The organism is Nostoc sp. C117 (assembly GCF_043099735.1).
GTDB lineage: Bacteria > Cyanobacteriota > Cyanobacteriia > Cyanobacteriales > Nostocaceae > Nostoc.
Window position 1 is genome coordinate 3,105,917 of the sequence record NZ_CP170991.1, and the last position, 24,378, is coordinate 3,130,294.

At 40.2% G+C, this 24,378-nt stretch carries 11 protein-coding genes and 6 pseudogenes; 2 read left to right on the plus strand and 15 right to left on the minus strand.

Going from position 1 to position 24,378, the window contains the following annotated elements; all coding sequences use genetic code 11:
- The first annotated feature begins 174 nt into the window (after window positions 1-174).
- Window positions 175-1,635: an MFS transporter gene (locus ACFG4S_RS13630; RefSeq protein ID WP_392535308.1), complete on the plus strand. Its 1,461-nt coding sequence runs from the start codon at window positions 175-177 to the stop codon at window positions 1,633-1,635.
- An 80-nt stretch (window positions 1,636-1,715) separates the two neighbouring features.
- Here the strand turns inward: ACFG4S_RS13630 and ACFG4S_RS13635 are convergent.
- The 8 genes and pseudogenes from ACFG4S_RS13635 to ACFG4S_RS13670 form a co-directional block, all read right to left on the minus strand.
- Window positions 1,716-2,174: pseudogene (locus ACFG4S_RS13635) on the minus strand (carbamoylphosphate synthase large subunit); the annotation flags it as partial.
- A gap of 84 nt (window positions 2,175-2,258) precedes the next feature.
- A pseudogene (locus ACFG4S_RS13640) lies at window positions 2,259-3,308 on the minus strand (IS5 family transposase); the annotation flags it as partial.
- Window positions 3,309-3,326: 18 nt separating this feature from the next.
- The gene (locus tag ACFG4S_RS13645) at window positions 3,327-4,574 is read right to left on the minus strand and encodes an ISL3 family transposase (protein WP_392530245.1); all 1,248 of its coding nucleotides are present in this window, start codon (window positions 4,572-4,574) and stop codon (window positions 3,327-3,329) included.
- A 232-nt stretch (window positions 4,575-4,806) separates the two neighbouring features.
- Window positions 4,807-5,202: pseudogene (locus tag ACFG4S_RS13650) on the minus strand (transposase); the annotation flags it as partial.
- Between the two features lie 142 nt (window positions 5,203-5,344).
- Window positions 5,345-6,166, minus strand: a pseudogene (locus tag ACFG4S_RS13655) (carbamoylphosphate synthase large subunit); the annotation flags it as partial.
- Between the two features lie 151 nt (window positions 6,167-6,317).
- A complete protein-coding gene (locus ACFG4S_RS13660) occupies window positions 6,318-6,749 on the minus strand; it encodes an isoaspartyl peptidase/L-asparaginase (protein ID WP_392535309.1) in 432 nt (143 codons plus the stop codon).
- A gap of 395 nt (window positions 6,750-7,144) precedes the next feature.
- Window positions 7,145-7,345 (minus strand): annotated as a pseudogene (locus ACFG4S_RS13665) (hypothetical protein); the annotation flags it as partial.
- Entirely contained in the window at window positions 7,305-7,595 is a 291-nt protein-coding gene (locus tag ACFG4S_RS13670; RefSeq protein WP_392536162.1) for a hypothetical protein, read from the minus strand. The gene ACFG4S_RS13670 and the pseudogene ACFG4S_RS13665, both read right to left, overlap by 41 nt.
- A 524-nt stretch (window positions 7,596-8,119) precedes the next feature.
- On the opposite strand from ACFG4S_RS13670, the gene ACFG4S_RS13675 reads away from it, so the two are divergent.
- Window positions 8,120-9,688: a GMC oxidoreductase gene (locus tag ACFG4S_RS13675; RefSeq protein WP_392535310.1), complete on the plus strand. Its 1,569-nt coding sequence runs from the start codon at window positions 8,120-8,122 to the stop codon at window positions 9,686-9,688.
- Between the two features lie 283 nt (window positions 9,689-9,971).
- Here ACFG4S_RS13675 and ACFG4S_RS13680 read toward each other — a convergent pair.
- The 7 genes and pseudogenes from ACFG4S_RS13680 to ACFG4S_RS13710 all read right to left on the minus strand — a co-directional run.
- Window positions 9,972-10,139: pseudogene (locus ACFG4S_RS13680) on the minus strand (transposase); the annotation flags it as partial.
- 324 nt (window positions 10,140-10,463) lie between these two features.
- Window positions 10,464-11,618, minus strand: a complete 1,155-nt coding sequence (locus ACFG4S_RS13685) for an HlyD family efflux transporter periplasmic adaptor subunit (RefSeq protein ID WP_392535311.1) — start codon at window positions 11,616-11,618, stop codon at window positions 10,464-10,466.
- 651 nt (window positions 11,619-12,269) lie between these two features.
- Window positions 12,270-13,616 (minus strand): cytochrome P450, encoded by a 1,347-nt coding sequence (locus ACFG4S_RS13690; RefSeq protein WP_392535312.1) that lies wholly within the window; start codon window positions 13,614-13,616, stop codon window positions 12,270-12,272.
- A 135-nt stretch (window positions 13,617-13,751) separates the two neighbouring features.
- A complete protein-coding gene (locus ACFG4S_RS13695; protein ID WP_392535313.1) occupies window positions 13,752-20,894 on the minus strand; it encodes an SDR family NAD(P)-dependent oxidoreductase in 7,143 nt (2,380 codons plus the stop codon).
- Window positions 20,895-20,972: 78 nt separating this feature from the next.
- Window positions 20,973-22,760, minus strand: coding sequence for a fatty acyl-AMP ligase (locus tag ACFG4S_RS13700; protein WP_392535314.1), 1,788 nt, complete (start codon window positions 22,758-22,760; stop codon window positions 20,973-20,975).
- Between the two features lie 299 nt (window positions 22,761-23,059).
- Entirely contained in the window at window positions 23,060-24,082 is a 1,023-nt protein-coding gene (locus ACFG4S_RS13705; RefSeq protein WP_392535315.1) for an SAM-dependent methyltransferase, read from the minus strand.
- Between the two features lie 16 nt (window positions 24,083-24,098).
- On the minus strand, window positions 24,099-24,353 hold the full coding sequence (locus tag ACFG4S_RS13710) for an acyl carrier protein (protein WP_392535316.1): 255 nt from the start codon (window positions 24,351-24,353) through the stop codon (window positions 24,099-24,101).
- Window positions 24,354-24,378 lie beyond the last annotated feature (25 nt).

Here is a 24,378-nt window from a genome sequence, read left to right on the forward strand (position 1 = left end):
ATTAAATTTTATATAGCGGTTCTTGGTTGAGTGAGGTACAAGAACACTACCCCCGCAAGGGGGGAGAGAGCTAAAATCTACTTTGTATGGGTTAGGAAATTGCTATATAAGTTTTGCCAATTTTGGTTAATAGCAGCTATAACAATTTAACTCTTTAAATATTAATTAGATAATATGGTTCAGTCCCAAGAAGATGATATTTCAGTAGAAGCTAGTTCTCTTCCCCCTGTCCCTATTCAAGAAATCTCAGAGGATAGGGCATTAACAGAGACGGTACTTTTCCCTACTCCAAAACTGTTTCTAAAAATTTCTAAGCCAGAAATTCGCCAAAGTCTCAGGGCACTAACTTATGAAAGTGTCTTTGCTGCGGTTCTTTATAGTATCATCGGCGGTGCGTTGCTCAGTAATTTCTTGCTAAAGTTAGGTGCTGGTCCAGTCGAAATTGGTGTACTCGCGGCTATCCCTCAGATGGTGAATCTGCTCCAACCACTGGGAGCGTATTTGGTAAACCGAAGTACCAGCTTCCGTTGGTATTTTATGTGTATTTTCATCCCGTCGCGACTGCTATGGTTGATTCTTTTACCAGCAATTTGGTTGGTTACTTCATCTCGTATTACTGAATACCAAGTAGTACAGTTGACACTGGTAATTCTCTTAGTAGCTAATATCATTGAAGCTTTTGGTCGTGCGCCTTGGCTTGGGTGGTCAGCTGTATTGGTACCTCAACGGTTGCGGGGGCGATATTTCGGCTTTCGCAATAGTATTCTCGGCTTGACTAACCTTGTTGGTGTGCCAATGCTAGGTTTAACGGTATCAGCTTGGCCTGGTGGAACCCTTCAAGGTTATGGCACTGTCTTGGTTTTAGGAATTATCTTAGGGCTAATCAGTGTGGGCTGTCAGTTCTGGATGACCGATATAAACCCGCAGCTTTTAAAAGTTGGGGATTCAGACATATCACAGCTGCAGACTCAAGGAATAGATTTTAGCTTCCTTAAAGATGCTAACTTTTTGAAGTTTGTGCTTTACCTGAGCATCTGGTGCTTTGCTGTTAACGTCAGCAATCCCTTCTTTAACCTCTATATGTTGGATAACCTGGATATAGATATTAGTGTAGTAACGATTTATCACGGCTTAGGAACTGGTGCAAATATGCTAATGCTGCTTTTGTGGGGCAAACTGGCCGACCGAATTGGGAATCGTCCACTACTACTATTAGTGGGAGTTTTAGTGGCGGTAACACCTCTGCTGTGGCTCTTGGTTGGAAGCGATCGCATTTCTTTTTGGATCTGGCTACCCTTGTTGCACATACTAGCTGGCGCAACGTGGGCAGCAATTGATTTGTGTACTAACAATTTGATGATGGGAATAGCACCGTTGGGTCATCAGTCGAGTTATTTTGCGATCGCAGCTGCAATTGCTGGTATCACTGGAGCAATGGGTATTACTGTCGGTGGCTTTCTAGCAACTCTCCCTGGTGCTGCGGATTTGCTGGGGCTATTTGTGATCTCAAGCTTACTACGGATGCTTGCGCTTGTACCCTTAGTTTTTGTTCAAGAGCAACGCTCCATACCACTAGGCCAGCTAATGCGATTCTTATTCCCAATCAAGCAGTCAACTGATCTGATAGAAAGCTAATTAATTTAAAAATTAGGCAAAGAACTCATTTGATAGGATAAATAAAACTTGACAATGATAGATATCAACAGTAGCGCTGTTTAAAGGAGCCATTGTAATCCCTTATCCTGTAATTTATCCTCGACATGCTGCATTTGCTGGATAGTTTCACCAGTAACGAGCGCATAAATTTCGGTGTAAATTTTTCCGTATTTAACCTTCTCTAAAGCCGACAGAATAATCAAGTCTTTGCGATCTAGTTCTGGTTTTAAAGTCACTAAAATTGAATCTAAAGTTCCTTCCATACGGTAGTCACTAGAATATTTAGCTACTTCCTTTCCCAGTCCCAGTAAAGTATGACGCTGCAAACACAGAGGAGTTGATCCATTAACTCGAAAATTGGCATCGATCGCATAAAATTGTCCGTCTCGATCTTCCAACACATCGAACCCAATCACACCGAAATAACCCTGTTTGTGAGCATACTGACCAATGGCAGCAATCATCTCAAAGAACTTGCTCATGTCAGTGTTGTGGTAGTCAATTAGTCCCCCTAAATAGGGGTTGCTGAAAAAGTATGAAAAAGCAATTCTTTTGGGTTGACTAGTTATTCAAGCAAAATGAAAGATAAGCTTTTGTTGTCTCTAATTCAGAAAATAATAACTTTCAGTTATAGGAAACTGCAAAAAAGGTGCAGTTTTCAAAAATAGACATAAAAAAGCATAAAACACGCGCGACAGGTGAGTAGAAAGATTCATCACTAAAAAAGTAATAGCAATTGCAGTTTCAGAAGTATGGGAAAGTTTCGCCATCACTCGATTGAGGCTAAACCTTCTTTTAGCTTGCCCAAATTTTCCTTCAATACAATTACGAATTTTCTCAGATTCTAAATCTTGTTTCTTTTTTTCTTTACTAAGATTAGCAGGTGGTCTTCCCAAAGGAGGGCCACTGATGATAATACCTCTTTCTTTGCACCAAGCTCTATTCTCTCTTGTGCGATAAATTTTATCTACATGAACCGATTCTGGATAATAGCCAGTATAATTTTTATATGCTTCTACTTGTGCTTTTAAGTCTCCTGATTCATTAAAATTATCCCAACTAATATGGTCTAAAAATACATATCCATCAAAATAACTAGCTGATAATTTTGCCCCAAATTCCACGGCTTTCCCAGCTTTTCCACGGACAATTGGACGGATATGTGGTTGGCTTAAACTAACGATTCGGTCATCAATACTCTGTTTTTTATTTTCATACAACCATAGTTGTTGACGATAAACTTCTACAACTACAAGCAACATTTTATATTGTCTAGTACTTAGTTTTTCTAGAGTTGCTCCTGTTCTGATTAGCTGGTCAATATGAGATAAGTTTCTTTTGATATATTGAAGCTGCTTTTTAATCGCTTTTTTCCTATCTTTTTGGGATACACGACGCTTTTTAGCGACTTCTAAGTAGTCAATTCTTGCTATTTCCCGATAAGTCCTTGGTTTTTTCTCTAATGTACCTTTTATCTGTTCATAAAGAAGGTCTATTATTTGTTCTGTCTGTTTTCTTGCTTGGTTCAATAGCTCGAAATCTGTTGGATAGCTGATGTCTGCTGGCGCACAAGTCGCATCTAATATTAATTCTCCCCGATTTTTTGGCGTGTTATCTTCTTTTTCTAATTCTTCTTTTTTTTTTGGTTCTTCAGTACATAATATGCTTAACTAATAGTTTAAATGCCAATTTAACAAGCATCTAACTCGGAAATTATCAAAGTTTCTAAATCCATAGCCGGAACGTTTAATTAGCTTAAGTTTGTTATTAATGCCTTCCACAACACCACTAGTTGTCCCATTATCAAAGTAAGCAATAATCTCATCAAACCAACGGATAATAGTATTGTTACTCTTGGGAAAATATTTTTTAGCTTTTGCTAACCACATCCCGAGTTTAAAAACTCCCGGATACCAGTTATCTGTCTTATTGAAAATCTTTCTAATTTTTTCTTTTAATTCATGCATTTCTTTGAGAATAGGAGATAAATTTTTCACTTGATAAAGTTTGTTTATCTGCTCTTCATTTAAGTCTGACTCATTTTTCAATAAAACGTATTTACTATTTTTTAGTCCCGACAATACTTTTTCGTACTTAGATTTTTTTGATAATGATTGCGCTTTTTTAACTAATTCTTCTAGATTCCGCTTCTCTTGTTTTCTTTGTGTATCTAGTTCTTTATTGATTTGTGTCATCACATGAAATCTATCTGCTACTACTTGAGCATTGGGCATTAATTCTGTTACTACATTTTTGTAACCTACCCACAAATCTATACTCACTTCCTCAATTCGTGCTAAAACCTCAGTTCCCCACTCTATAAGGGTTTTCTTTACTACCTCTTGTGTGCGCCCACTTAACAAAGTTATTAATTTAGATGTATCTAAATCTATTAATACTGCACAGTAATTACCCTTGCCTTTAACTAGAGCTATTTCATCAATTCCAAGCCTTTTTATAAAATCAGGTTTGTTATCAGATAATTTTTCTGAGGCATCTTTTAACATTCTTTCTATTTCTTCTGTTGTCACTATCCCTTTATTTGCTACACTATGAATATCATTTTCTACAACATCTTGTATTATCTTGTCTGCTAGCCGTTTTGTATAAGTTCTTTTCTTACTTACAAAATCTAGCTTTTCACTAAACGGTTTTTCACATTTTTCACATTTGAATTGTCTCCTATTTATTTCTAAAAATACTGGCTTTTCTCCAAAAGGTAAGTCTTTAACAACGTATCGATGATTTTGATGTAATCTATGGCTTTTTGTACCACAGCGAGGACAATTACTGTATGATTTTGTTGATTCAGTTTGTAAAATCATTCCTATCCCCTCATGAATCCGATGAGATATAACTTTCACATCTTTTAAATCAAGAAGCGCTGTTAGGATTTTAATATTTTGTTTCCTATTCATGACTGTAAATACACAAAAAAATATTTCTCTTGTAATTACAGCTAACAACAAATATGCTTTATAAGTCAATTAGGTCAAAGTTTTTTCTCAATAGCTGATACGATTATTTTTATTTATTAAGCTTTTTGGCTAACAATTTAGCATAACAAGTGCTGAAGAACCTTTTTTTTTGAGTTGATTCAGTTGATTCAATTGATTCAGTTGCTAAAGTCGAAGATGTTGTCTCTAGTATCCTCTTAACAGTTTCTTGATTTACTTTGTTTACTAATTCTGCACTAATTCTTTCACGAAAATGGACTAGCATCGATGCATTAAATGGAGCTTCATTAATATAGGATGACATCCCTATGAAGTACTGTAGATAAGGGTTTTCCTTGATTTGTTCTACTGTCTCTCTATCACTTATTCCTAGTTTTTCTTTGATTATTAATGCCCCTAATGCCATCCGAAATGACTTTGCTGGCGCTCCCATCTCTACAGAGAACCCGGATGAATATTCCTCTTCAAATTCTGCCCAGGGTATTAAATTCGCCAGAATAATCCAACGATTATCTGATGACAACTTGCCTGAAAACGGAAATTCAAAGTTCTCTGGTGAGATTGGATTTTGCCCCTGTTTTCGGTACATGGTTACAAACAGCACACTTGTGTACTGCTGGTCGCGGTTATGCAAGGATTTTGGGCTATTTTACCCTCAAGTCTTGCACCTGAATATACTTCTTTGGTCAGATAATCTATATCCTGTGAGCTTCTCTTTCTTTTTCAGCAACCCCTAAATAGTTTCCTTCCGGAGTGACTAGTTGGCTGGTAGTGCCGATGAGGACTATCTCTCCTAGCTTGTTGACATAGAATTGTACGCAGTAATTCTGCACTTCATTATTGACGAACTCCGAGACAATAATTGTATCGAGCAACTTAATATCAAGATATTTCTTGATTTCTTCAAAACAGTAGTTCAAATCGCTGGGGCTTTTGATGATATAAGTGCCTTCTCCTGAGAGTCCGTGGGAGGTTTTAATTAAATATGGGAATTGTGGTAGTTGAATGTCTTCGAGATTAACTTGGTGGAGATTGTAGATTTCGTATTTTGGACATTGCGCCCCCAGTTGGTCTAGCATTACTTTGCTGAGTAAATGGTAATGAGTGTCTGGAGGAACAGCGTGTTTTTCAGGTTTGAGGTGATCAAAGGGAAATAAAGTAATGAGTTTGTTGAAGCGTTCGCTGTGGCTGAGGTCATCCAAATAAGTTGAGCAATTCATCATTTCAATATTGGAGTACTTGAAGCCGAGATGCTCTTGCCAGTATGCAATTAACGACTTTGACGGCGGTATAATCACAATTCCTGGAATGCGATCGCCTAACACAGCCAGATTTTTCCAAGGTTCCTTCTGACAAATCTTGTCGAAGGAGGTTTTAGTGGCTTCACTACTGCCGTCTTGAATAAAATATTTTTTCCGATTGGGATAAGCAGCCCAACTGGCAGTTGCAGGGTAATTTAAAATAAACCCATAAGATGTATCTGTAATATCTTGAGCAAACAGATCAGAAAGAGTACTCCCTTGAAAATAATGAAAGTCGTATTTTGAGTTCATCTACTCCTCCGAAAAAGCGCATCCTCTTATGGATACAGTTGTTTATCAAAAATGAGTCTCCTGGATTTCCAAGTAACACTAACTTGAAAAAATAAGCCTATATATTCAAACTTGAAAACTTAGATTGAATTTGGTTTTATTAATTACGTATTTACTTAGCGTAGCGGGGCATTTCAGCACCGCAATCTCTGGCAAAGCATTCTCCACCCCGTGCTACTAGCAGCCTGGGCTTTTCATCCATCATTTTTCGCACAACCGAGATTGGATGACGTATACCTTGAACTGCTGCGTTTGCCCCTGGCGTTGGCGGAGCGATCGCTCTCCAACTTAAAGAGCCTTCCATAATCGCCGCGTCTAACTCCACCTCTTTGTCGCTGTTAAGAGTTGCATCAAGACCAGCGTTAAATGTCAGGTCAGCTTCCAAAACACGGGTAGCTGCTTCCACAGCTTCTGCGGCAGTACCTCCACTAATTAGCACTGCCCAACCAGCTTCTGCTGCTGCTGTACAACCTGCATTATTGGGTGCAACTTTGTTGTCTGTGATGGTTTTTGCTCCACCGTGGACAATAATAGTCGGTGTCATATTATAATTTCTTCTTGTTAGTATGAATTTTGTGGGACTGCGATCGCCTTGTGTCGTACAGAAGACCCAACTGTTAGCGGTAGCGGGGCGTTTAGCGCATTCTGGCTCCTGACTCCTGAATTCTGTTTGTTGACAATAAAACTAACAATTTAAAGTTTAGTTTTCAGCTATGTATATTGTTATTTTGATCTTTTTTAATTTTCATTTAATCTACCAAGAGAAATAAGCAACTTAGCTATAGATAATTCTCTCAAAATAAAGCTTATACAAAATGGGTTATAGACTAATTAAGTGAGGTATTAACCATAAATGAGACTGTAAACGTGTAAGTTTCACTATGGTTAACCCAACCACAACAGCAGAGGTACAGAGAACATAGACTAAATGTCTCTAATTTACGTACAATTATTGTTCATTAGCCAACAATAACGCAAAAGTGCGTTAGCGAAGCTCGCCGAAGGCATTGCTTCTTCTTTCCGCTTGGCTTCGACTTCGATCCACCGTGCTTGGTGGTAAACGTTAGGCATATCGGTAATCAAGTCGCTGTGTTTTCTGTCATTGAAAGCTTGCTCCCCATTGGAAATATGGACTAATTGCCGAAACAATTGAATGGCTCCACAAAGAAGGTGCTGCTACTGAAACCAATTTCAAACTTTTGACTGCAATTTGTCGAATCGATTCTTTGCTCGGAAGAATCATACAGCAGATTTTTGCAGTGTGGTTTCGATGCAGCAATTGAGTTTTTCGACACCAATTCTCAAAACTGGGAATTTCAATAATCAATGTCATCACCTCATAATCCCAGGAATTGCAATGAGTACAAGCAGCTACAACAAATACGGGCATTGTTGTTAACAACCCAATAGATTTAATTCAGTTCCCTTGATTTGCAAATATCCCAATATCACCTATCGAAATACTGAAATATTTCAACTTCTGCTGACTATTTTTGGTAGCAGATGGAAAATCTTTGCCACACTACAGCAAATCCAAACAGGCATTGCTATTTCATCCAAAATTTCATAATTTCACCCTAATTTGATCATTTCATCTTTACTTGCGATGTCTTTTAGCTAACAACTGCAAAGTTTGTTATATTGGAAACCATACTGAGACTAAAAAGCTCGTTTTTCCAGGGTTTTATCTAAGATTTTGTTCAAGAATCAGACAGGAGTTTTATAGGGAATTTATACTTAAACGAGTGATAATAAAATCTTAATTTTTAGCTATTAATATTATTCTGTTATTTTGGTTTAACACACAGATTTCTATGTCACTTCTGTAATTCCTTGAAGATATCAATTGCAGCTAGTTGTTTCAACTGGTATGGCAGGTGTCGCTGCATAATCAACTCATAGAGGAAATTAATTATGTCAGGCGTAATTAAACGTCGTCAATTTATTCGAGCAACACTGGCAGCAACTGCAAGTATAGCTGTGCCTCAGATTTCTTCTGCAACTTATCGTGGTGAAGAATGTGTAGAAGCGCTGGTGATTGGTAGCGGTTTTGGTGGAGCAGTTGCAGCATTGCGCCTTGGTGAAGCTGGAATTAAAACCATAGTATTGGAGCGGGGACGACGATGGCCAATCACCAATGCAGGTAATACTTTCTCTACATATCAAAACCCAGATGGTCGGTCTACTTGGTTAAGTCCGACTACAGTTACATTCAACCAAGTTCCGATTGATATTTATACTGGTGTCTTTGATGTTAAGGTCGGCGATGGCATTATTGCTTATCGTGGGGCGGGGGTAGGAGGCGGTTCGCTAGTCTACAATGCTGTCAGTTATCAGCCAACTCAAGAACTTTTTTATCAAGTTTTTCCACGCACCATCAAATATGAGGAACTCGATAAAGTTTACTATCCAAAGGTGCGTTCTGTCCTCAAACCATCTTCCATACCGGATGATATTTTAGAGACTGATTACTATTTAGCAAGCCGTATTTTATTAGAGCAAGCAGCCAAAGCTGGTTTAAAAGCCCACAAACTTGATGTAGCTGTTGATTGGGATATCGTTCGCCAAGAAATTGCGGGTAAGAAGGTTGCTTCTGCGATCGCAGGTCAAGTTTCCTACGGTCTTAACAGTGGTGCGAAAAAGAGCTTAGATCGAAATTATCTCAGCATGGCAGAAGCTACTAAAAAGGTGGAAATCCGACCCCTACATGTAGTAAACACGATTGAAGAATATCATGCTGGACGTTACCGAGTTACCTGCAATCAAATCAATGAGCGGGGAGTTGTACTGGCTAAAAAATCCTTTATCTGTCGCTATCTGTTTTTAGCAGCCGGTTCCATTGGGACTACCGAATTGCTTTTACGTGCCAAGCACAACGGGACATTGCGCCGCCTGAACCATCAAGTCGGAAAATTTTGGGGAACTAACGGTGATGGAGTGAGTACGATCGTCACTTCTGGTCAAACTAATCCTACACTGGGTGGACCAGCATCGGTAGTAATTGAACACTTGGACAATCCCATTGCTCCAGTAGTCATTGAGCAATTTCCTTTTCCGATAGTTCCACAAGGTCTGTTAGCTCCTATTAGCCTTGCGATCGCCAAGCCAGAGGGCTATCTGACTTACAATACTTCTACGCAATCAGCTAATCTGTTTTGGCCGAAAGACTCAGCCAATAATCAGAAAATTACCCAAGCTAATCAGTATACCTACCAACGGCTAAATCAAGCTAACGGTACTACTTTGGGCGCACCGCTTGACTTTAGTGTTACAGCGCATCCCCTTGGTGGTGCAACTATGGGTGCTGTATGCAACACTTACGGCAAAGTCCACGGCTACTCTAATTTATTTGTTGTTGATGGTTCTCTGATTCCTGGTTCGACTGCCTGCGCTAACCCATCGCTAACCATCGCGGCTTTGGCGGAGCGGTGTATGGATCGCTTTCTCAATAAGAAGCTTCCTGAAAGTATGGAATGGGAGTAAATGGGACTTCCAACTAAAAAAAGATCCCATCGCTTTGGCGAGCAGGGAACGCAGGGGAGGAAGAATCTAAGGATCATCGTCTCTCCCAAAATTGAATAATTTAGGGTAAGGGGAAAAGGGAAAAGGTTTTAATTCCTTCCCCGAACCCCAGTCCCCTTTTCCCAGTCCAAACCTAGGGTGTTGACTCTGAGGGTTTTAAAGTGGTAAATTTTCATGCAAGAAGTACGTAGCTGCATAGAAGTTAATGCAAGAGTTTAAAAGCCCAACCAGCCGATTAGCAAGATTGTTTGTAGAAAATTGCATTGAGAATTTCTCGCAAATCTACTTCTATAGGATGCCCAAATCCTTTAGGGTTTGGCAGAAGAGGCTTGATAATTAACCATTCGCTATCACTTAAATCACTTGGATAGGGTTTGCGCTGCGGATTTTCAATTACTGGTAGACGGCTCATCGACAACAACATTAATGTTATTAATTTAGCCTATAACCTGAATATACTGAGGCTCTGTTCTCTTTAGATTTTCTTTACGAATCAGCTCTAAGTCAGTCTGCTGCACTGGAGTTCTTATGCTGGGCTTGCTACCGGATTCTTCTGAAGATAGCCCAGCTTTGAAAATAGCCTTGATAACGTTACCGTAACACTATTATCTAGAATAGCCTTGACAGCAGCTTGACTACCAGCCTTTACAGCACTAGCGATATATTGTAGTAGTCCCAAATTGCGCGTTTGTGAAGGAGATTTAGACCCCAAAACCAAACGGAATTGCGAATTGGTTTAACGAATTTGAATCGATGCTCTTACCTGTAGCTTATTTAAAGTTCTCACTCGTTCGCTATCATTGGGATGGAGACGAATCTTCACTTTCACGATTCTCACATCTGCTCTGGCAGAGGGGTCATCATTCACGATTCCTGGCTTGTCAATTTGCAATCCAATGCGATCGACAATTCCTTTAATTTCGCCAGTGAATCCTCCATACTCGCTGATAATAATTGCGGGCTGATTTACTTTAATATATTGAATATCGCTTTCGTAAACTTCAGCCATTACATACATCTGTTGTGTCTGACCAATGTCAACAATACCACCACTACCGATAACTTCACCGACTTTCGCGTTGACACTTAAAATTTGCCCCGCTACAGGTGCTTGCACATAGGTAGATTCCATGTCAACTTTTGCTTTTCGTAATTGAGACAACGATTCATTTAACTCTGCTTTCGCTACTAGAATATCTGTTGGCTTCACATACTTGACACTTTGCAGAGTTGCTTGAGACTCTTTAACACGTTCTGAGCCTGTACTAACTTGTTCGCTCAGGTTGGCTATTGCTTCCTGTAACTTTTTTTTCTCGATCTCTACTTGCAAACGCTTGGTTTCTGTGTCGGCTGCGGAAACAGCCCCTTGTTGTGAGAGAGTCTTATACTGTTGATAATCATTTTCCGCTTTAAGTAGTTCCACTTGCTGACGAGCAATAATTGTTTCCTGAACTTTCACGCCCTCAAATAGCTGAGCTTTCATTTCTGCAACTTTCTTGCGTTGGGCTTCAATTTGGCCAAACTTTTCACCAGCCTGGACTTGAGCTAAACGCGATCGCGCTACAATCACTTTCGCTTTAGCATTTTCTACAGCCGCTTGATACTGGTTAAAGTTGTCCATAATCGCAATGATTTGCCCAGCTTTAACCCGATCGCCTTCTTGTACACGCAGTTCAGCCAAACGCTGGTTAGATGCTGGAGCAGACAGATGGATGATATCTCCTTGAGGTTCCAAACGCCCCAAAGCTGTTACACGACTTATAGTCTGCTGATTACTGGAGGTTTCCTGTAGCTTGTTTTGGTTGCTGCTAAAATACCTACGTGAGCTAATACCAAAAAGAATACAAACAGTCACAGCACTAATAGACAAAAGCAAAGCGCTCGCTTTCATAATTTAGTATAAATTTAGCTTGCCAAGGTACTTATTTTGCCCATTATTATTTAGAAATTAATTATGTCCGTTGCAAAATACCGATTTTAGGCTTTGAGAAAATTGGGGAATCCCCACTTCTGGAAGAATTTTCGGAATTTTCAGCAGCTAAATACGATGTTAAAAATAGGTTTTATGATAACTGTTCTGTCTAAAGTAGGTGCGATCGCTTCATTCACTAGTAGTTCGCCAAGTTCACTTGGCGGGGTAAAGGGTAAAGCGGAAGGTGGGGCCCCCACGAAGTGGGGATAAGGGGCAGGGGAAAAGGTTTCAAATCCCTTACCCCTTACCCCTTACCCTTTCCCCAGCCATCACGTAGCATTTTTGGGGTGGCAGACTACTAGGACTGAAGATTGCCTATAGTGCTTCTCGGTTGAGTCCAATACAGACCTAACCCCCAGCCCCTTCCCTGCAAGGGAAGGGGAGTAAAATTCAAAGCCTCTCTCCTTTTAGGAGAGAGGTTTGGAGAGAGGTCAAAGTGTATTAAACTTCTTTTAAAAAGAGATAAGCTGATGCGCGTCTAAAGTATATAAACACTCTTGATGATCGTTGATTGTTGACGGGTTTTCAGTCATCAGGTAAATGTACAAATTAAATGCGTAACAGCTTACCTTAGCGTTTTTTTACGATCATTTTAATACCATACTTTGGTTTTAGCGAAAACGTAGCTTGGGGTACAATAGGGTGATTAGGTTCAATTTCTAACTGAAACTTTGGGGCAATTATTGTTAGCGTTAATACCATCTCCATCATAGCAAATGCCTTGCCAATGCACATGTGTCCACCATCTCCAAAGGGAAAATATGACCCTCTAGGAAGTTGTTTTTCCAAGTCATTAGTCCAACGTTCTGGTTTGAAGATATCTGGATTTTCAAAATAACGAGGATTGCGGTGCATCACCCATTGAGCAAAAATAAAATAGCTGCCTTTGGTAATTTGATATTCACCAATTTTGCAGTCTTTGGTTGATTCACGACTGAGTATAGGTGCAGCTGGGTAAAGGCGCAGCGTTTCTTTGACGATCATTTCAGCGTAGCGTAGGCGTGGTAAGTCAGCGAGAGTAGGAAGGCGACCATCCAGTACTTCTTTTAACTCCGCAAGCAATTTAGTTTGTACTTCAGGATGCTGAGATAAAAGCATCCATGCCCATGACAATGTACTTGTTGTGGTCTCATGACCTGCAATCATGAAGCCAGCTATCTGATCTCGTAACTGCTTGTCTGTCATTTGGCTGCCATCTTCTGCATCACGAACCTCCATCAGCATCGACAGCAAATCTTTTGTATCTTTACTAGTACCAGTGATGCGTCGTTGAGCAATTATTTTATAAATAATTTTATCTGTTTGCTTAACAACATTTCTAATACGAATATTTTCTGGAGTAGGAAACCAGTTAGGAATCAAAAAACTTTGCTTACGCTTAATTTCAAACCAATTTGCTCCCTCATGTACGGTTAAAACTAAAGTTTTAGCAGCTTCCTGAGTCAAATCTAGACTAAGCATTGTTTTAACGAAAATGTCTAGGGTTATGTGTCCCATATCCACATAGACATCATGAGTTTTTCCATCTTGCCAGGTATCGATCGTTTCTACGATAGAGGCAACCATAATCTCTGCATAACTTGCAATCTGTTTATTATGAAAGAGAGGTTGGGCTAAACGTCGCTGACGAAACCAAGTGTCTCCTTCAGTGGTTAATAAGGCTTCACCTACTACCATTTTTGCGCTACGAAACGCTCGACTTCTAATAAACAAGTTCTGGTCTCTCAATACTTGTTCAATATGCTCAGGATTAGTTAGCAGAAAGACTGGTGTGAAACCCATACGCAACGGTACAATATCACTGTATTGATAAGTACACTTTGTGAGAAATCCCAGAGGATCTTTCCCAAAATCTGGCAAGTTGCCTAATATAAAATTGCCTTTTGGACGAGGTAAAGTAAATACAGTGTTAGTCATATTTATGCCAGAAATGTTGAATAATGATGCACATATAACCAGATTAAAATCAATTCGCTATCAACTTGTGAAATTCTGTTAAAACTGCGATTTATTAGGCGGTTGCTTGGTGCTGGAACGGCAATAAAATTAATTTTACACAAGTAACGATTTTAACTGCTCAGATATAGTTCTTAAAAGAAGTTTTCGCTCACTTAATAAGAATAAGTGTTTTCCAGGAAACATCTTCATCTGAAATTCTTTACAGGTATGTATACGCCAAGGTGCTAAATCTTGGTCACGAACGTGTTCGTCTTCCAAGCCACCGAAAACAGAGATAGGATAATTGAAAGGCTCTTCTTCTAAGTAAGTATAATCATTAAGTATAGAGCGATCTGCTTGCAGCGTTGGTTTTAGCGTTTTTATCAATTCCACATTTTCTAAGATAGAGGTCGGTATATCTACAATTGAGGGTAGTTGATTCTTAACCAAATTGCCTTGTTGTTGGAATGGAGTTTTCAGATGAGGAGCCCAGTAAGCAGCGATAAACAAATGAATTGGGCTAGGATATTCACATCGGCGTAGTTGACGAGCAAGTTCAAAGCTGATGATCGCTCCCATACTGTGACCATAGAATGCGAAAGGCTTATCTAAATATGGAAGCAAAACTTCTACCAGAGTTTCTACCAGTGGAGCCATTTGAGTAAATGGTTGTTCGCCAAGCCGATTTTCCCGTCCCGGAAGTTGAATAGGACAAACTTCTATATCTGATGGCAATTCATTTTCCCATTCTCGGAAAGCAGAAGCACCTCCTCCTAAAAAGTGGAAGCAGAATAGACGCACACGAGTATTAGGATCGGATTTGTGATGGACAATCCACTTGGATATTGATTGTTTTTCTGAACCTCCTGCTGAATTTTGGAGTTCTTTTTCCTGCACAGAAGAATCTAGTTGCAAAATTAATGTTTCTGCCAATGCAATCACACTAGTTCCTGACAAAAGTTCAGCGATAGGAACTTGCAACCCTAAATTTTTCTCAATTCGATTCTTTAACTCCACAGCCATTAAAGAATCGATTCCCAATTCACTGAGGGGTTGTTCAAAATCTAGAGAATGAGATGAACTCAAGCCAACAACTTTTACAACATATTCGCCGATGTAATTGATTAGTAAAACTTTACGTTCTTCTACATTCGCCTGTTTTAGTAAGTGTAAAATATCAACCGATTTCAGTATTTCCTGTTCATCATAACTTCTCCTTTTCACTAATTCAGATAACAGTATAGGAGGGTTATTAGTTGAGAACTGCTGTACAAACTGCGACCAATTAATTGGTAATACGCCAACTTGAGGATGAGTTTCTCCAAATAAATGTTCTAGAATTTCCAAACCTTGTTCTGGAGCGATCGCACCCATTCCTTGTGTAGCTAATCGCCGCTGCTTTTGGCTGTCTAGATTGGCTGCCATGCCGATATTAGACCAAGGCCCCCAGTTGATACTTAAACTAGGTAATCCTTGTAAGTTGCGATGATGAGCCAGAGCATCTAAAAAGGCGTTAGCAGCTGCATAATTTCCTTGTCCGGCAGAACCCAGCAGAGACGCTACAGAAGAGAAACAAACAAAAAAGTCTAAGGGAATGTCTTGAGTCAATAAGTGCAGATTCCATGCTCCTTCAACTTTTGGAGCCATTACTTTGGCAAAACGCTGCAAGTTTTGTTGTAACAAAACACCATCATCTAAAATACCTGCTGCATGGATAACTCCTCTTAATGGTGGAAGAGATTCGCTAATTTCAAGTAGTAATTGAGTAACTTGTTCCTTCTGGGAAATATCAGCTTGAGCCACTAATATTTGAGTTCCTTGTTCTTCAAGTTCTTTCAAGATTATCTTGGTTTGAGCAGATGCTTCATTGCGTCCAACCAGCACTAAATGCCGCACCCCTTGTTCTACTAACCACTGGGCAATCTTTAAACCTAGAGATCCTAGTCCACCGGAAATTAAGTAAGTTGCTTTTGATAAAATATTGAATTTGTTTACTTCCTGCAATTTTTGGGTGTGAGATATAACCACTTTTCCAATATGTTTGGCTTGTGCCATGAAACGGAAAGCTTTACTTGCTTGTGTTATCGAGTAAGTAGTGTGTGGAAGAGGCTTGAGTGTGCCTTGATGAAAACCCGTAATTAGCTCGCGGAACATCAACTGAATTAAGTTGGGATCGTCTTGACAGACTTGTGCTAAATCAAAGGGAAAATAAGATATATCTTTCCGCAATTGAGCAACTTGATTTTCATCCCAAATACCTGCCTTACCAATCTCTAAAAATCGACCATTCTCACTTAATAAAGAAAGACTTTTGGAAATGAAGTCCCCAGATAAAGAGTTTAATACAATATCTATCCCTTGCTCATTGGTAAGTGTTCTCACTTTATCCGCAAAATCAAGAGAGCGAGAATTCATAATATGTGGAACACCCAGAGATTGAAGAAATTCCCATTTACCTAAACTTGCAGTACCATATATCTCTGCATTGGCTTGCTGTGCTAGTTGCACAGCTGCTACTCCCACGCCCCCAGCAGCAGAATGAATGAGAACTCGCTCACCCGGTTGAATTTTAGCTAAGTAATGCAGCCCATAATATGCCGTCAAGAAGGCGATAGGAATAGTAGCAGCCTCCTCAAAACTAAGATTTTCCGGTTTATGGACGATGAGAGCAGCATTTGTCAGGACAAAGGTACTAAAACAACCAGATGCAATTCCTAATACTGCATCTCCCACCTGAAAGTTTTCTACTCCTTCTCCAACAGCAGTGATTTCTCCTGCACACTCAATACCAAGAGAACCAGCATTACCAGGGTACATTCCCAGAGCATTGAGAACATCTCGGAAATTCAAACCTGTAGCGCGAACTTGAATTTCCACTTCTTTGCTTCCAGGTTGAGGACGTGTAGTCGGCTCAAGCGTTAGGTTGTCGAGTACACCGCGAGTAAATATTTCTAACCGATAGGGTTTGTTTAATTCTGCTCTAATTCCCGATTCTGAAGTCATCGGTACAAGTCTAGGCACATAACGAACTTGGTGGCGAAAAGCTACTTGATTTTCGGAATCTCTAATGTGGAGTTCTTCAAATAAGGTGTGAATTTCTGAAGCATCTCCTAAAGGAGACAAATCTACTCGGACACAGTGAAGCTCTGGATGCTCTAGAGTAATAACATTACCTAGACCCCATATACATACTTGTGCTAGGGCTACCGAACTCATACCTAACTCGATCGCTTGAGTTCCTCGCGTAATTAGCCATAGACGAACGGGGATATTTTCTGTTGCTGATGCGATCGCTTGAACTAAATGTAATACACTGCCACAGCTAATTACTTGATTTTCAATGATAGTACTATCTAAACTCCACAAATGCACTATTCCCAAAAGGGGACGTGTGCCTCCAAATTCATTGGATTGAACTTCATTTAGCAATCGATGAAAATCTTCTGGTTGACTTGGATTGATTTGATAAGACTCAGAATTTAAAACCTGATAATTTTCTCCAACGTATATTAATGTATAGTTATCGCCAGATTGCTTTAATAATCTTGCTAGTTCTGTACCAATGGAAGTGCGATCGCAAAAGATCAGCCAATGAGTTGATTGTTCTGACTGACTGGACACAGAAGAAAGACTGGGTTGCCATTTTAATTGATACAGCCAATCTGTTAGATTGTGTGAGGTTTTACTCAAGCTTCGCTTCGGTACTTTTTTCAACAACAGTCCTGTAACTTCTGCTACGACTGTTCCATTCGGTTGGAATAAACGCAGGTTTCCTGTCAGTGTTTTATTATCAGCTCCCCATGAGCTAATCACAACTAAGCCCCAGAGACGGCTACAAGAACGTTGGTAAATTCGTAAACTCTCGATGCTTATTGGTAGATAAATGTCTTTATTGGCAGCCTTTTGCTCATTCTCAGTCAATGCTGCGGCAAATAGCTGGAAACAACCATCCAACAGTACGGGGTGTAGCTCATAAGCTTGATTTTCTCTGATTAAGGCTTCTGGTAACTGAATCAAACCTAAAGCTTTCCCATCTTCTCGCCAGAGCTGTTGAATGGCTTGAAAGTTCATGCCATACTCAAGTCCTTGTTCTTGAAATTGTTGGTAATAGTTTGCTATGGGTAGTGCTTGCTGATATTTTGTTTGTTCGTCTTCTATAGAAATAGAATTTGGAGTACTATCGGTTTGGGATTTACGGATTTTACCAGATGCGTGTTCTTGCCAAGAGGTTTGGTTAACTTCTGCTTCATTTGATAGGCTCAAAATTTGGAAAGAAGCGTTGCCTTCTTCTTCAGAAGTTAAAATGAACTGAACAGTTTTAAGATCGTGTTTAGGAAGTATCAAAGCTGTGTGAATTGAAACATCCTCAACACAATAAAAGCCCGAACCAAATACTTTTGATGCCGCAGCACAAGCCATCTCTAAGTAAGCAGCAGCAGGTAATACTACCATCTCATTTACCTGATGGTCTTTGAGATAAGCTGGAGAATCGCCACTTAACTGAGTTTCAAACTGAATCTGTTTCAGTGCTGAACGCAATTGATAACCAAGCAAGGGGTGAATTTTCTGGTTTAAATCTGTTCTAAGTCTATTTTGGGAGTATTGAAACTGAGGGCCGATCTCAGAAGAAATCCAATATCGCGATCGCTCCCAAGGATAAGTAGGTAGTTGGAGGCGGTAGCGGGAGTAGTCGCGGTCAAACCCAGACCAATCTACGACGACTCCGCGAACGTATAATGTTGCCAAACTCTGGAGTAACTGCTGCCAGTCATCCTGTTCTTTTCGTAAAGAAGGGAGCCAATCGCCTGTACTATCAGGTAAACACTTGCGCCCCATTCCTAACAAAATCGGGCTAGGGCCAATTTCTACAAATAACTTATAGCCGGATTCGTTAAGAGTCTGCATTCCTGAATAAAATTTTACAGGCTCCCGCAAGTGATTACGCCAGTAAGAATGTTTTGTTAACTCTTCACCTGAGACTAATTTTCCCGTAACGTTAGAAATCACTGGGATTTGAGGCAGTGAATATTCCACCTTTGCGGCTATTTCTTCAAACTTATCAAGTATCGGCTCCATCAAAGGTGAGTGGAAGGCGTGAGAAATCGCCAATGATTTGGCACTGATACCAAAAGATTCTAATTGTTGCAATAATGTTTGGATAGCTTGGCGATCGCCAGAAATGACTGTATTTTCTGGGGTATTCACTGCTGCAATAGACACTTTTTTGCCGAAGGGTGCGATCGCTGCTGCAACCCGTTCTTCTGATGCAAACACCACTGCCATATTACCATCTGGCGGCAATTCTTGGACTAGCTGACCTCGCTGTTGCATCAACTTTAACCCATCTGCCAAACTGAAAACTCCAGCAACACAAGCAGCTACATATTCTCCAACACTGTGACCCATGACAACATCTGGTACAATTCCCCATGATTGCCACAATTGTGCTAAGGCATACTCTATAGCAAAGAGTGCTGGCTGAGTGTAAGCTGTTCGATCCAAAAGTGTGGGATCGTTTGTCTGTGGGTAAAGTACCTCCAGTAAAGACTTTTCCAGATAGGGGCGGAGAATTTCATCACACTGATTTAGGGTTTGGCGGAATGTGGGTTGGGTTTCGTAAAGCTGTCGTCCCATACCAACATACTGAGAACCTTGTCCGGTAAACAAAAATACTACTTGTGGAGTTTTTTGGGGAGCGCGATCGCTCAAAATATTGCTGACTTCGCCGACATCGGCAAAGGTTTGCAAATCGGCTGATAATTGCTGAGGAGAACTAGCAACCACTGCGAGGCGATAAGCAAAATTTGCTCTACCGATATTTGCCGTAAAGCAAACATCGGCAATAGAGATATCAGGATGAGATTTCACAGCAGCAGCATAACGGCTGGCAAGGGAGCGCAGAGCTGTTTGACTTTTAGCACGTAAAGTCAGAAGATGATGAGGACGTTCTAGATCGGAGACTTTTCGAGAAAGTCTTGGCATTTCTTCAATGATGGCGTGAGCGTTGGTACCACCAAAGCCAAAAGAATTGATCCCAGCGATGCGAGGCTTTGTCCCTGATTTCCAAGGTTGGTTTTGAAGAGGGATAACAAAGCCAGTCCCTTCAAGGGATATTTTGGGATTGAGTTGCTGTAGATGTAGATGGGGGGGAATTTCCTCATATTGTAGCGATAGGACTACTTTAATCAGACTAGCCATACCGGAAGCCGCTTCCAAATGACCAATATTTGTCTTTACTGAGCCAATAGTACAAATTTGGTCAGGCGATCGCCCTGGCATTAACGCTGCTTTTAAGGCATTTACCTCAATCGGATCTCCTAAAACTGTTCCTGTACCGTGAGCCTCAACATAACTGATTTGTTCTGGAGCGATGTCGGCGTTTTCTAATGCTTGAATAATAACAGTCTTCTGTGCTGTTGGATTTGGTGCAGAGATCCCATTAGTTAGACCATCTTGGTTGACAGCCGAACCTCTAGCGATCGCTAAAATATTGTCTTTGTCTGCAATTGCTTCTGATAAACGCTTCAGAACAACTATCCCACAACCCTCTCCTCGAACAAAACCATCGGCTCTCGCATCAAAGGTTTTACAACGTCCGTCAGCAGCCATCATCTGGGCTTGAGAGTAGCCAATCATCACTTCTGGGGTGAGAATCAGGTTGCTCCCTCCGACTAGTGCCAGATTGGATTCCCCTGTTTGCAAACTTTGACAGGCTAGGTGTAAGGCAACCAGTGATGAAGAACAAGCTGTATCAACAGCAATGCTTGGCCCTCGCAAATCTAAGGCGTAAGAAATTCTGTTAGCTGCAATGCTGTAACTTCCACCAGTACCACTAAAGGCACTAATTTTTGTATAATCTCGTAGTGCTAATCTGCCATAATCATTAGTAGAAATACCAATAAATACTCCTGTCTGGCTACCTGCTAGTTTATCTGGTGTCAATCCTGCATTCTCTAGTGCTTCCCAACTTACTTCTAGCAGCAGTCTTTGTTGCGGATCTATATATTCTGCTTCCCGAGGAGAGATTTTAAAAAACGGGGGATCAAATTGGTCAATATTTTTTAAAAAGCCACCCCATCGGGTACTCATTTTTCCGAAAGTACTCGAATCAGGGTCATATAAACTATTAATATCCCAACGATCTGGTGGTACTTCTGTGATGGCATCAATACCATCGTGTAGTAGCTGCCAGAAAGCATCAAGGTTTTCTGCACCTGGAAAGCGACAAGCCATACCAACAATTGCGATGGGTTGCATTTTCATTTTTATCTTTACCTAGAGAAATAAACGCTAACTTTGACGCAAATGCAAAGATGGGGCAATTAAAGGAGAGAGTTAGTTAACCCTTTCGCTAGGCACTGGAGTCAGAAAATCAGGGAGCAACACTGACTTACTAACGGACTGTCTACCCCATTCATGAACTACATTCAAGCTGCCAGCTAAAAAACTGTTTCGGCAAACATAACGTTGGATTTTTCCACTAGAAGTTCTTGGGATACCTCCTGGTTTGAGTAATGCTATGCTATAAACTTGTAATTCGTGGTTTTGTGAGATTGCTGCCTTGATAGGCTTAATCATCGCCTCAGCATTGTTCCAAGCATGACGCTCGATCTCTGCTACAACCACTAACCTTTCTTCACCTGCAACATCGATGGAAAATGCCCCAGCAGTTTTTAATGAGTTATGACTTTGTTCTACAGTCAACTCAATGTCTTGAGGGTAATGATTACAACCATCTACAATAATTAAATCTTTGAGGCGGCCTGTAACGAAGATTTCGCCATTCTTGAGGAAACCCAAGTCTCCAGTGCGTAAAAATGGCTGATTTCCTGTGTCTGCAATTCTTGCCTTGAATGTATTTTGTGTCTCTTCGGCTCGGTTCCAATAACCTAAGGTGACGCTCGATCCCGATAGCCAAATTTCTCCAACTTCGTTATCCTGACATTGGGTTAAAGAGTCTGGGTTAACAATAACAACTTTTTGCTCAAACCAAGTTTGACCACAGCTGACCAACTTCCGGGTTCTCTGGTTGTTACTAGATACTTCTATGACCCGATTATGCTCTAAATCTGCTTCTTGAACAGTACAGATAACAGGTGGAGATGCTTTTAAGCCACCAGAAATAAATAAAGTTGCCTCAGCCATTCCATAGCAGGGATAGAATACATTAGCACGAAAACCACATTGGGAAAAAGTGGCTGTAAATTGCTCTAGTGTTTCAGCGCGGATAGGTTCAGCACCAATACAAGCGACTTCCCAACTACTCAAGTCTAGATTGACTTTTTGTTCGGGAGTTATTTTACTAACGCATAACTCATAGGCAAAATTGGGAGCGCCAGTGGTAGTACCTTGATAGCGGGAAATGGCCTCTAACCAACGTATAGGCTTCTGTAGAAATGCCATCGGCGACATCAGCGTTACTGGAAAACCGCTATAAAATGGTTCTAGAATTCCAGCTATCAAACCCATATCGTGATAAGGAGGTAGCCAGATAACTCCTTGACTGTTGGGTGAGTGTTCAAGGCAATTATGCATAATTGCTAAATTATGCAGTAAGTTGTGATGACTGACCATGACTCCCTTTGGTCTCCCAGTAGAGCCAGAGGTGTATTGAAGAAAAGCCAGTGTATCATGCCTTAACTGCGGCTGATGCCATTTTTCTGCTAGTTGGTGGTTAATGGTGTCAGTTGCAAACCAGTGCAGCGTTTGCAGTTCTGGAGCCTCTATTAATTGTTGTTTGATGCTTGATATGGTAGATGAAGTGGTGAGTGCTACAGTTGGTTGGCAATCTGATATTATTGCCTGAAGGCGAGATATAGAGCGATTTAATCGGGGAGGATAAGCGGGAACAGCTACAACACCAGCGTACAAACATCCAAAAAAGCCAATAATGTATTCCAACCCTGGTGGGTAAAGTAGTAATGCTCGCTCCCCATTAGCGTTGATAGACTGAAGTTCAGTAGCGATCGCTTTTGCTTTTTCTTCTAACTGTTTATATGTTAAGTGAACTTTTGCTGTTTCTCCATCTAGCAAAAAGGTATAAGCAAGCCGGTCAGGCTGCTGGTGCGCTCTGTAACTCAAAAGCTCAACTAAGGTGCTTAATTCCAGCTTAGGCTTCCACATCACTGTTCCTGTAAGTTTTTGATTTCAGCTGCAAACGAGTCAATTCACATCTTGCACTAGGCTAAGCTGATGCGCGTCTAAAGTATATAAACACTCTTGATGGTCGTTGACTGTTAACTGTTGACGGGTTATCAGTCATCAGTCATCAGGTAAATATACAAATTAAATGCGTAACAGCTTATTAAAACTTCAGATTTAAGTCACCCAGTGCATAATGTGAATCAAGCCAATTAGACATCTCCCAAAAAGAATCTCAAACCCTTATCCTATCTACATGAAAACCTAATTTCTGGAGATGTCTATTTCTTTTCAAATAAGTAATGTGATACTAGCCAATCTTTGCCAGAGTTGTAGCCAAAAGATTCTGCACAGGTTAAGAAAAACAACCGCCACATCACCAACATTTTTGAAGCTTCTTCTTCAGAGATTTTGGCAAAAATATCTAATGCTTTTGTTCTTTCTTTGTCCAGATTCTCTAACCAAGCTTCACTTGTTTTTTGATAATGGACTCCACTGACTCGCCAGTGATGCTTGATAGCAACATCTTTGGCAAAGTATAGTAACAGGTCGTCGGACGGCATAATCCCACCTGTAAAAAAGTTATCAGCGATCCAATTTTTTTCAAAGTAGTAGGCATAGTTTAAATGTGTGAATATATGTACAAATAAAAATGCCTCTGGCTTCATCCAAGTATTAATTTTAGCCAGCAGCCTTTCATAATTGCGTACATGTTCAAACATTTCAATTGAAACGATCCGGTCGAATTGGCTTGAGGTTTCAAAATCGCAAATATCGGCAGTGATAATTGTTAGATTTTCAAATCCCAGAAGTCCTTTTTGAAAATCAATAAATTCCTTTTGGGTATGTGAATTAGATAATCCCGTTATTTTGCAATTAGGATATTTTTCAGCCAGATAAAGAGATAAAGATCCCCATCCACATCCTAAATCCAGTATTTCTTGACCGTCTGCAACTTGAGCGCGATCGCAGATCAACTGCAACATCGCTTCTTGTGCTTCATCAAGGGTTGACACCCCAACAGGCCAATAACCAGAGCTATACTTCAATCTTTTGCCTAATACCAATTGAAAGAAATCAGTTGGTACTTCATAATGCTGTTGATTAGCGTCGCTGGTGTGAATAGCTATCGGACTGGATTTGAGTTCATCAATGAACTGTAAAAGTTGATTAATTTCAGCTTCTGGGTCGTCTTTTTGTTTCTCAACTAGAAGCTTTTTCAATCCAAACCGAATCACATTTCTAATGACGCGATCGCTGAGTTGATCTTGTTCTAATTTTTCTATTTCAATGGGAAAATCCATTTTCACACACTTGTTGCTAGTTTTTTGCCGCTAAAAATTCCGCGAGCTTATTAATTGTTGGATACTCCCAAGCTACACTGGGTTCTATGCTGAAGCCTAACCAATCTTCTAAATCACCTGTCAAAATAATTGTCTGTCTTGAACTTAAATTAAAGTTGACAAATGGTTCTTCAATGTCTAATTCATCAGCTTCTATCTTTAATTCCTTGGACAACCAAGAAATAATCCACTCTTGAATTTCTTGGGTATTTTTCTTTGTTTGTGTGTTCATGTCAATTGCTCCTGATATTTCAACT

Excerpts from the sequence above, each read along its gene's own strand:
- ACFG4S_RS13630 (WP_392535308.1), top strand. The coding sequence starts at position 175 with ATGGTTCAGTCCCAAGAAGATGATATTTCAGTAGAAGCTAGTTCTCTT.
- ACFG4S_RS13645 (WP_392530245.1), bottom strand. The coding sequence starts at position 4,574 with ATGAATAGGAAACAAAATATTAAAATCCTAACAGCGCTTCTTGATTTA.
- ACFG4S_RS13660 (WP_392535309.1), bottom strand. The coding sequence starts at position 6,749 with ATGACACCGACTATTATTGTCCACGGTGGAGCAAAAACCATCACAGAC.
- ACFG4S_RS13670 (WP_392536162.1), bottom strand. The coding sequence starts at position 7,595 with ATGCCCGTATTTGTTGTAGCTGCTTGTACTCATTGCAATTCCTGGGAT.
- ACFG4S_RS13675 (WP_392535310.1), top strand. The coding sequence starts at position 8,120 with ATGTCAGGCGTAATTAAACGTCGTCAATTTATTCGAGCAACACTGGCA.
- ACFG4S_RS13685 (WP_392535311.1), bottom strand. The coding sequence starts at position 11,618 with ATGAAAGCGAGCGCTTTGCTTTTGTCTATTAGTGCTGTGACTGTTTGT.
- ACFG4S_RS13690 (WP_392535312.1), bottom strand. The coding sequence starts at position 13,616 with ATGACTAACACTGTATTTACTTTACCTCGTCCAAAAGGCAATTTTATA.
- ACFG4S_RS13695 (WP_392535313.1), bottom strand. The coding sequence starts at position 20,894 with ATGCAACCCATCGCAATTGTTGGTATGGCTTGTCGCTTTCCAGGTGCA.
- ACFG4S_RS13700 (WP_392535314.1), bottom strand. The coding sequence starts at position 22,760 with ATGTGGAAGCCTAAGCTGGAATTAAGCACCTTAGTTGAGCTTTTGAGT.
- ACFG4S_RS13705 (WP_392535315.1), bottom strand. The coding sequence starts at position 24,082 with ATGGATTTTCCCATTGAAATAGAAAAATTAGAACAAGATCAACTCAGC.
- ACFG4S_RS13710 (WP_392535316.1), bottom strand. The coding sequence starts at position 24,353 with ATGAACACACAAACAAAGAAAAATACCCAAGAAATTCAAGAGTGGATT.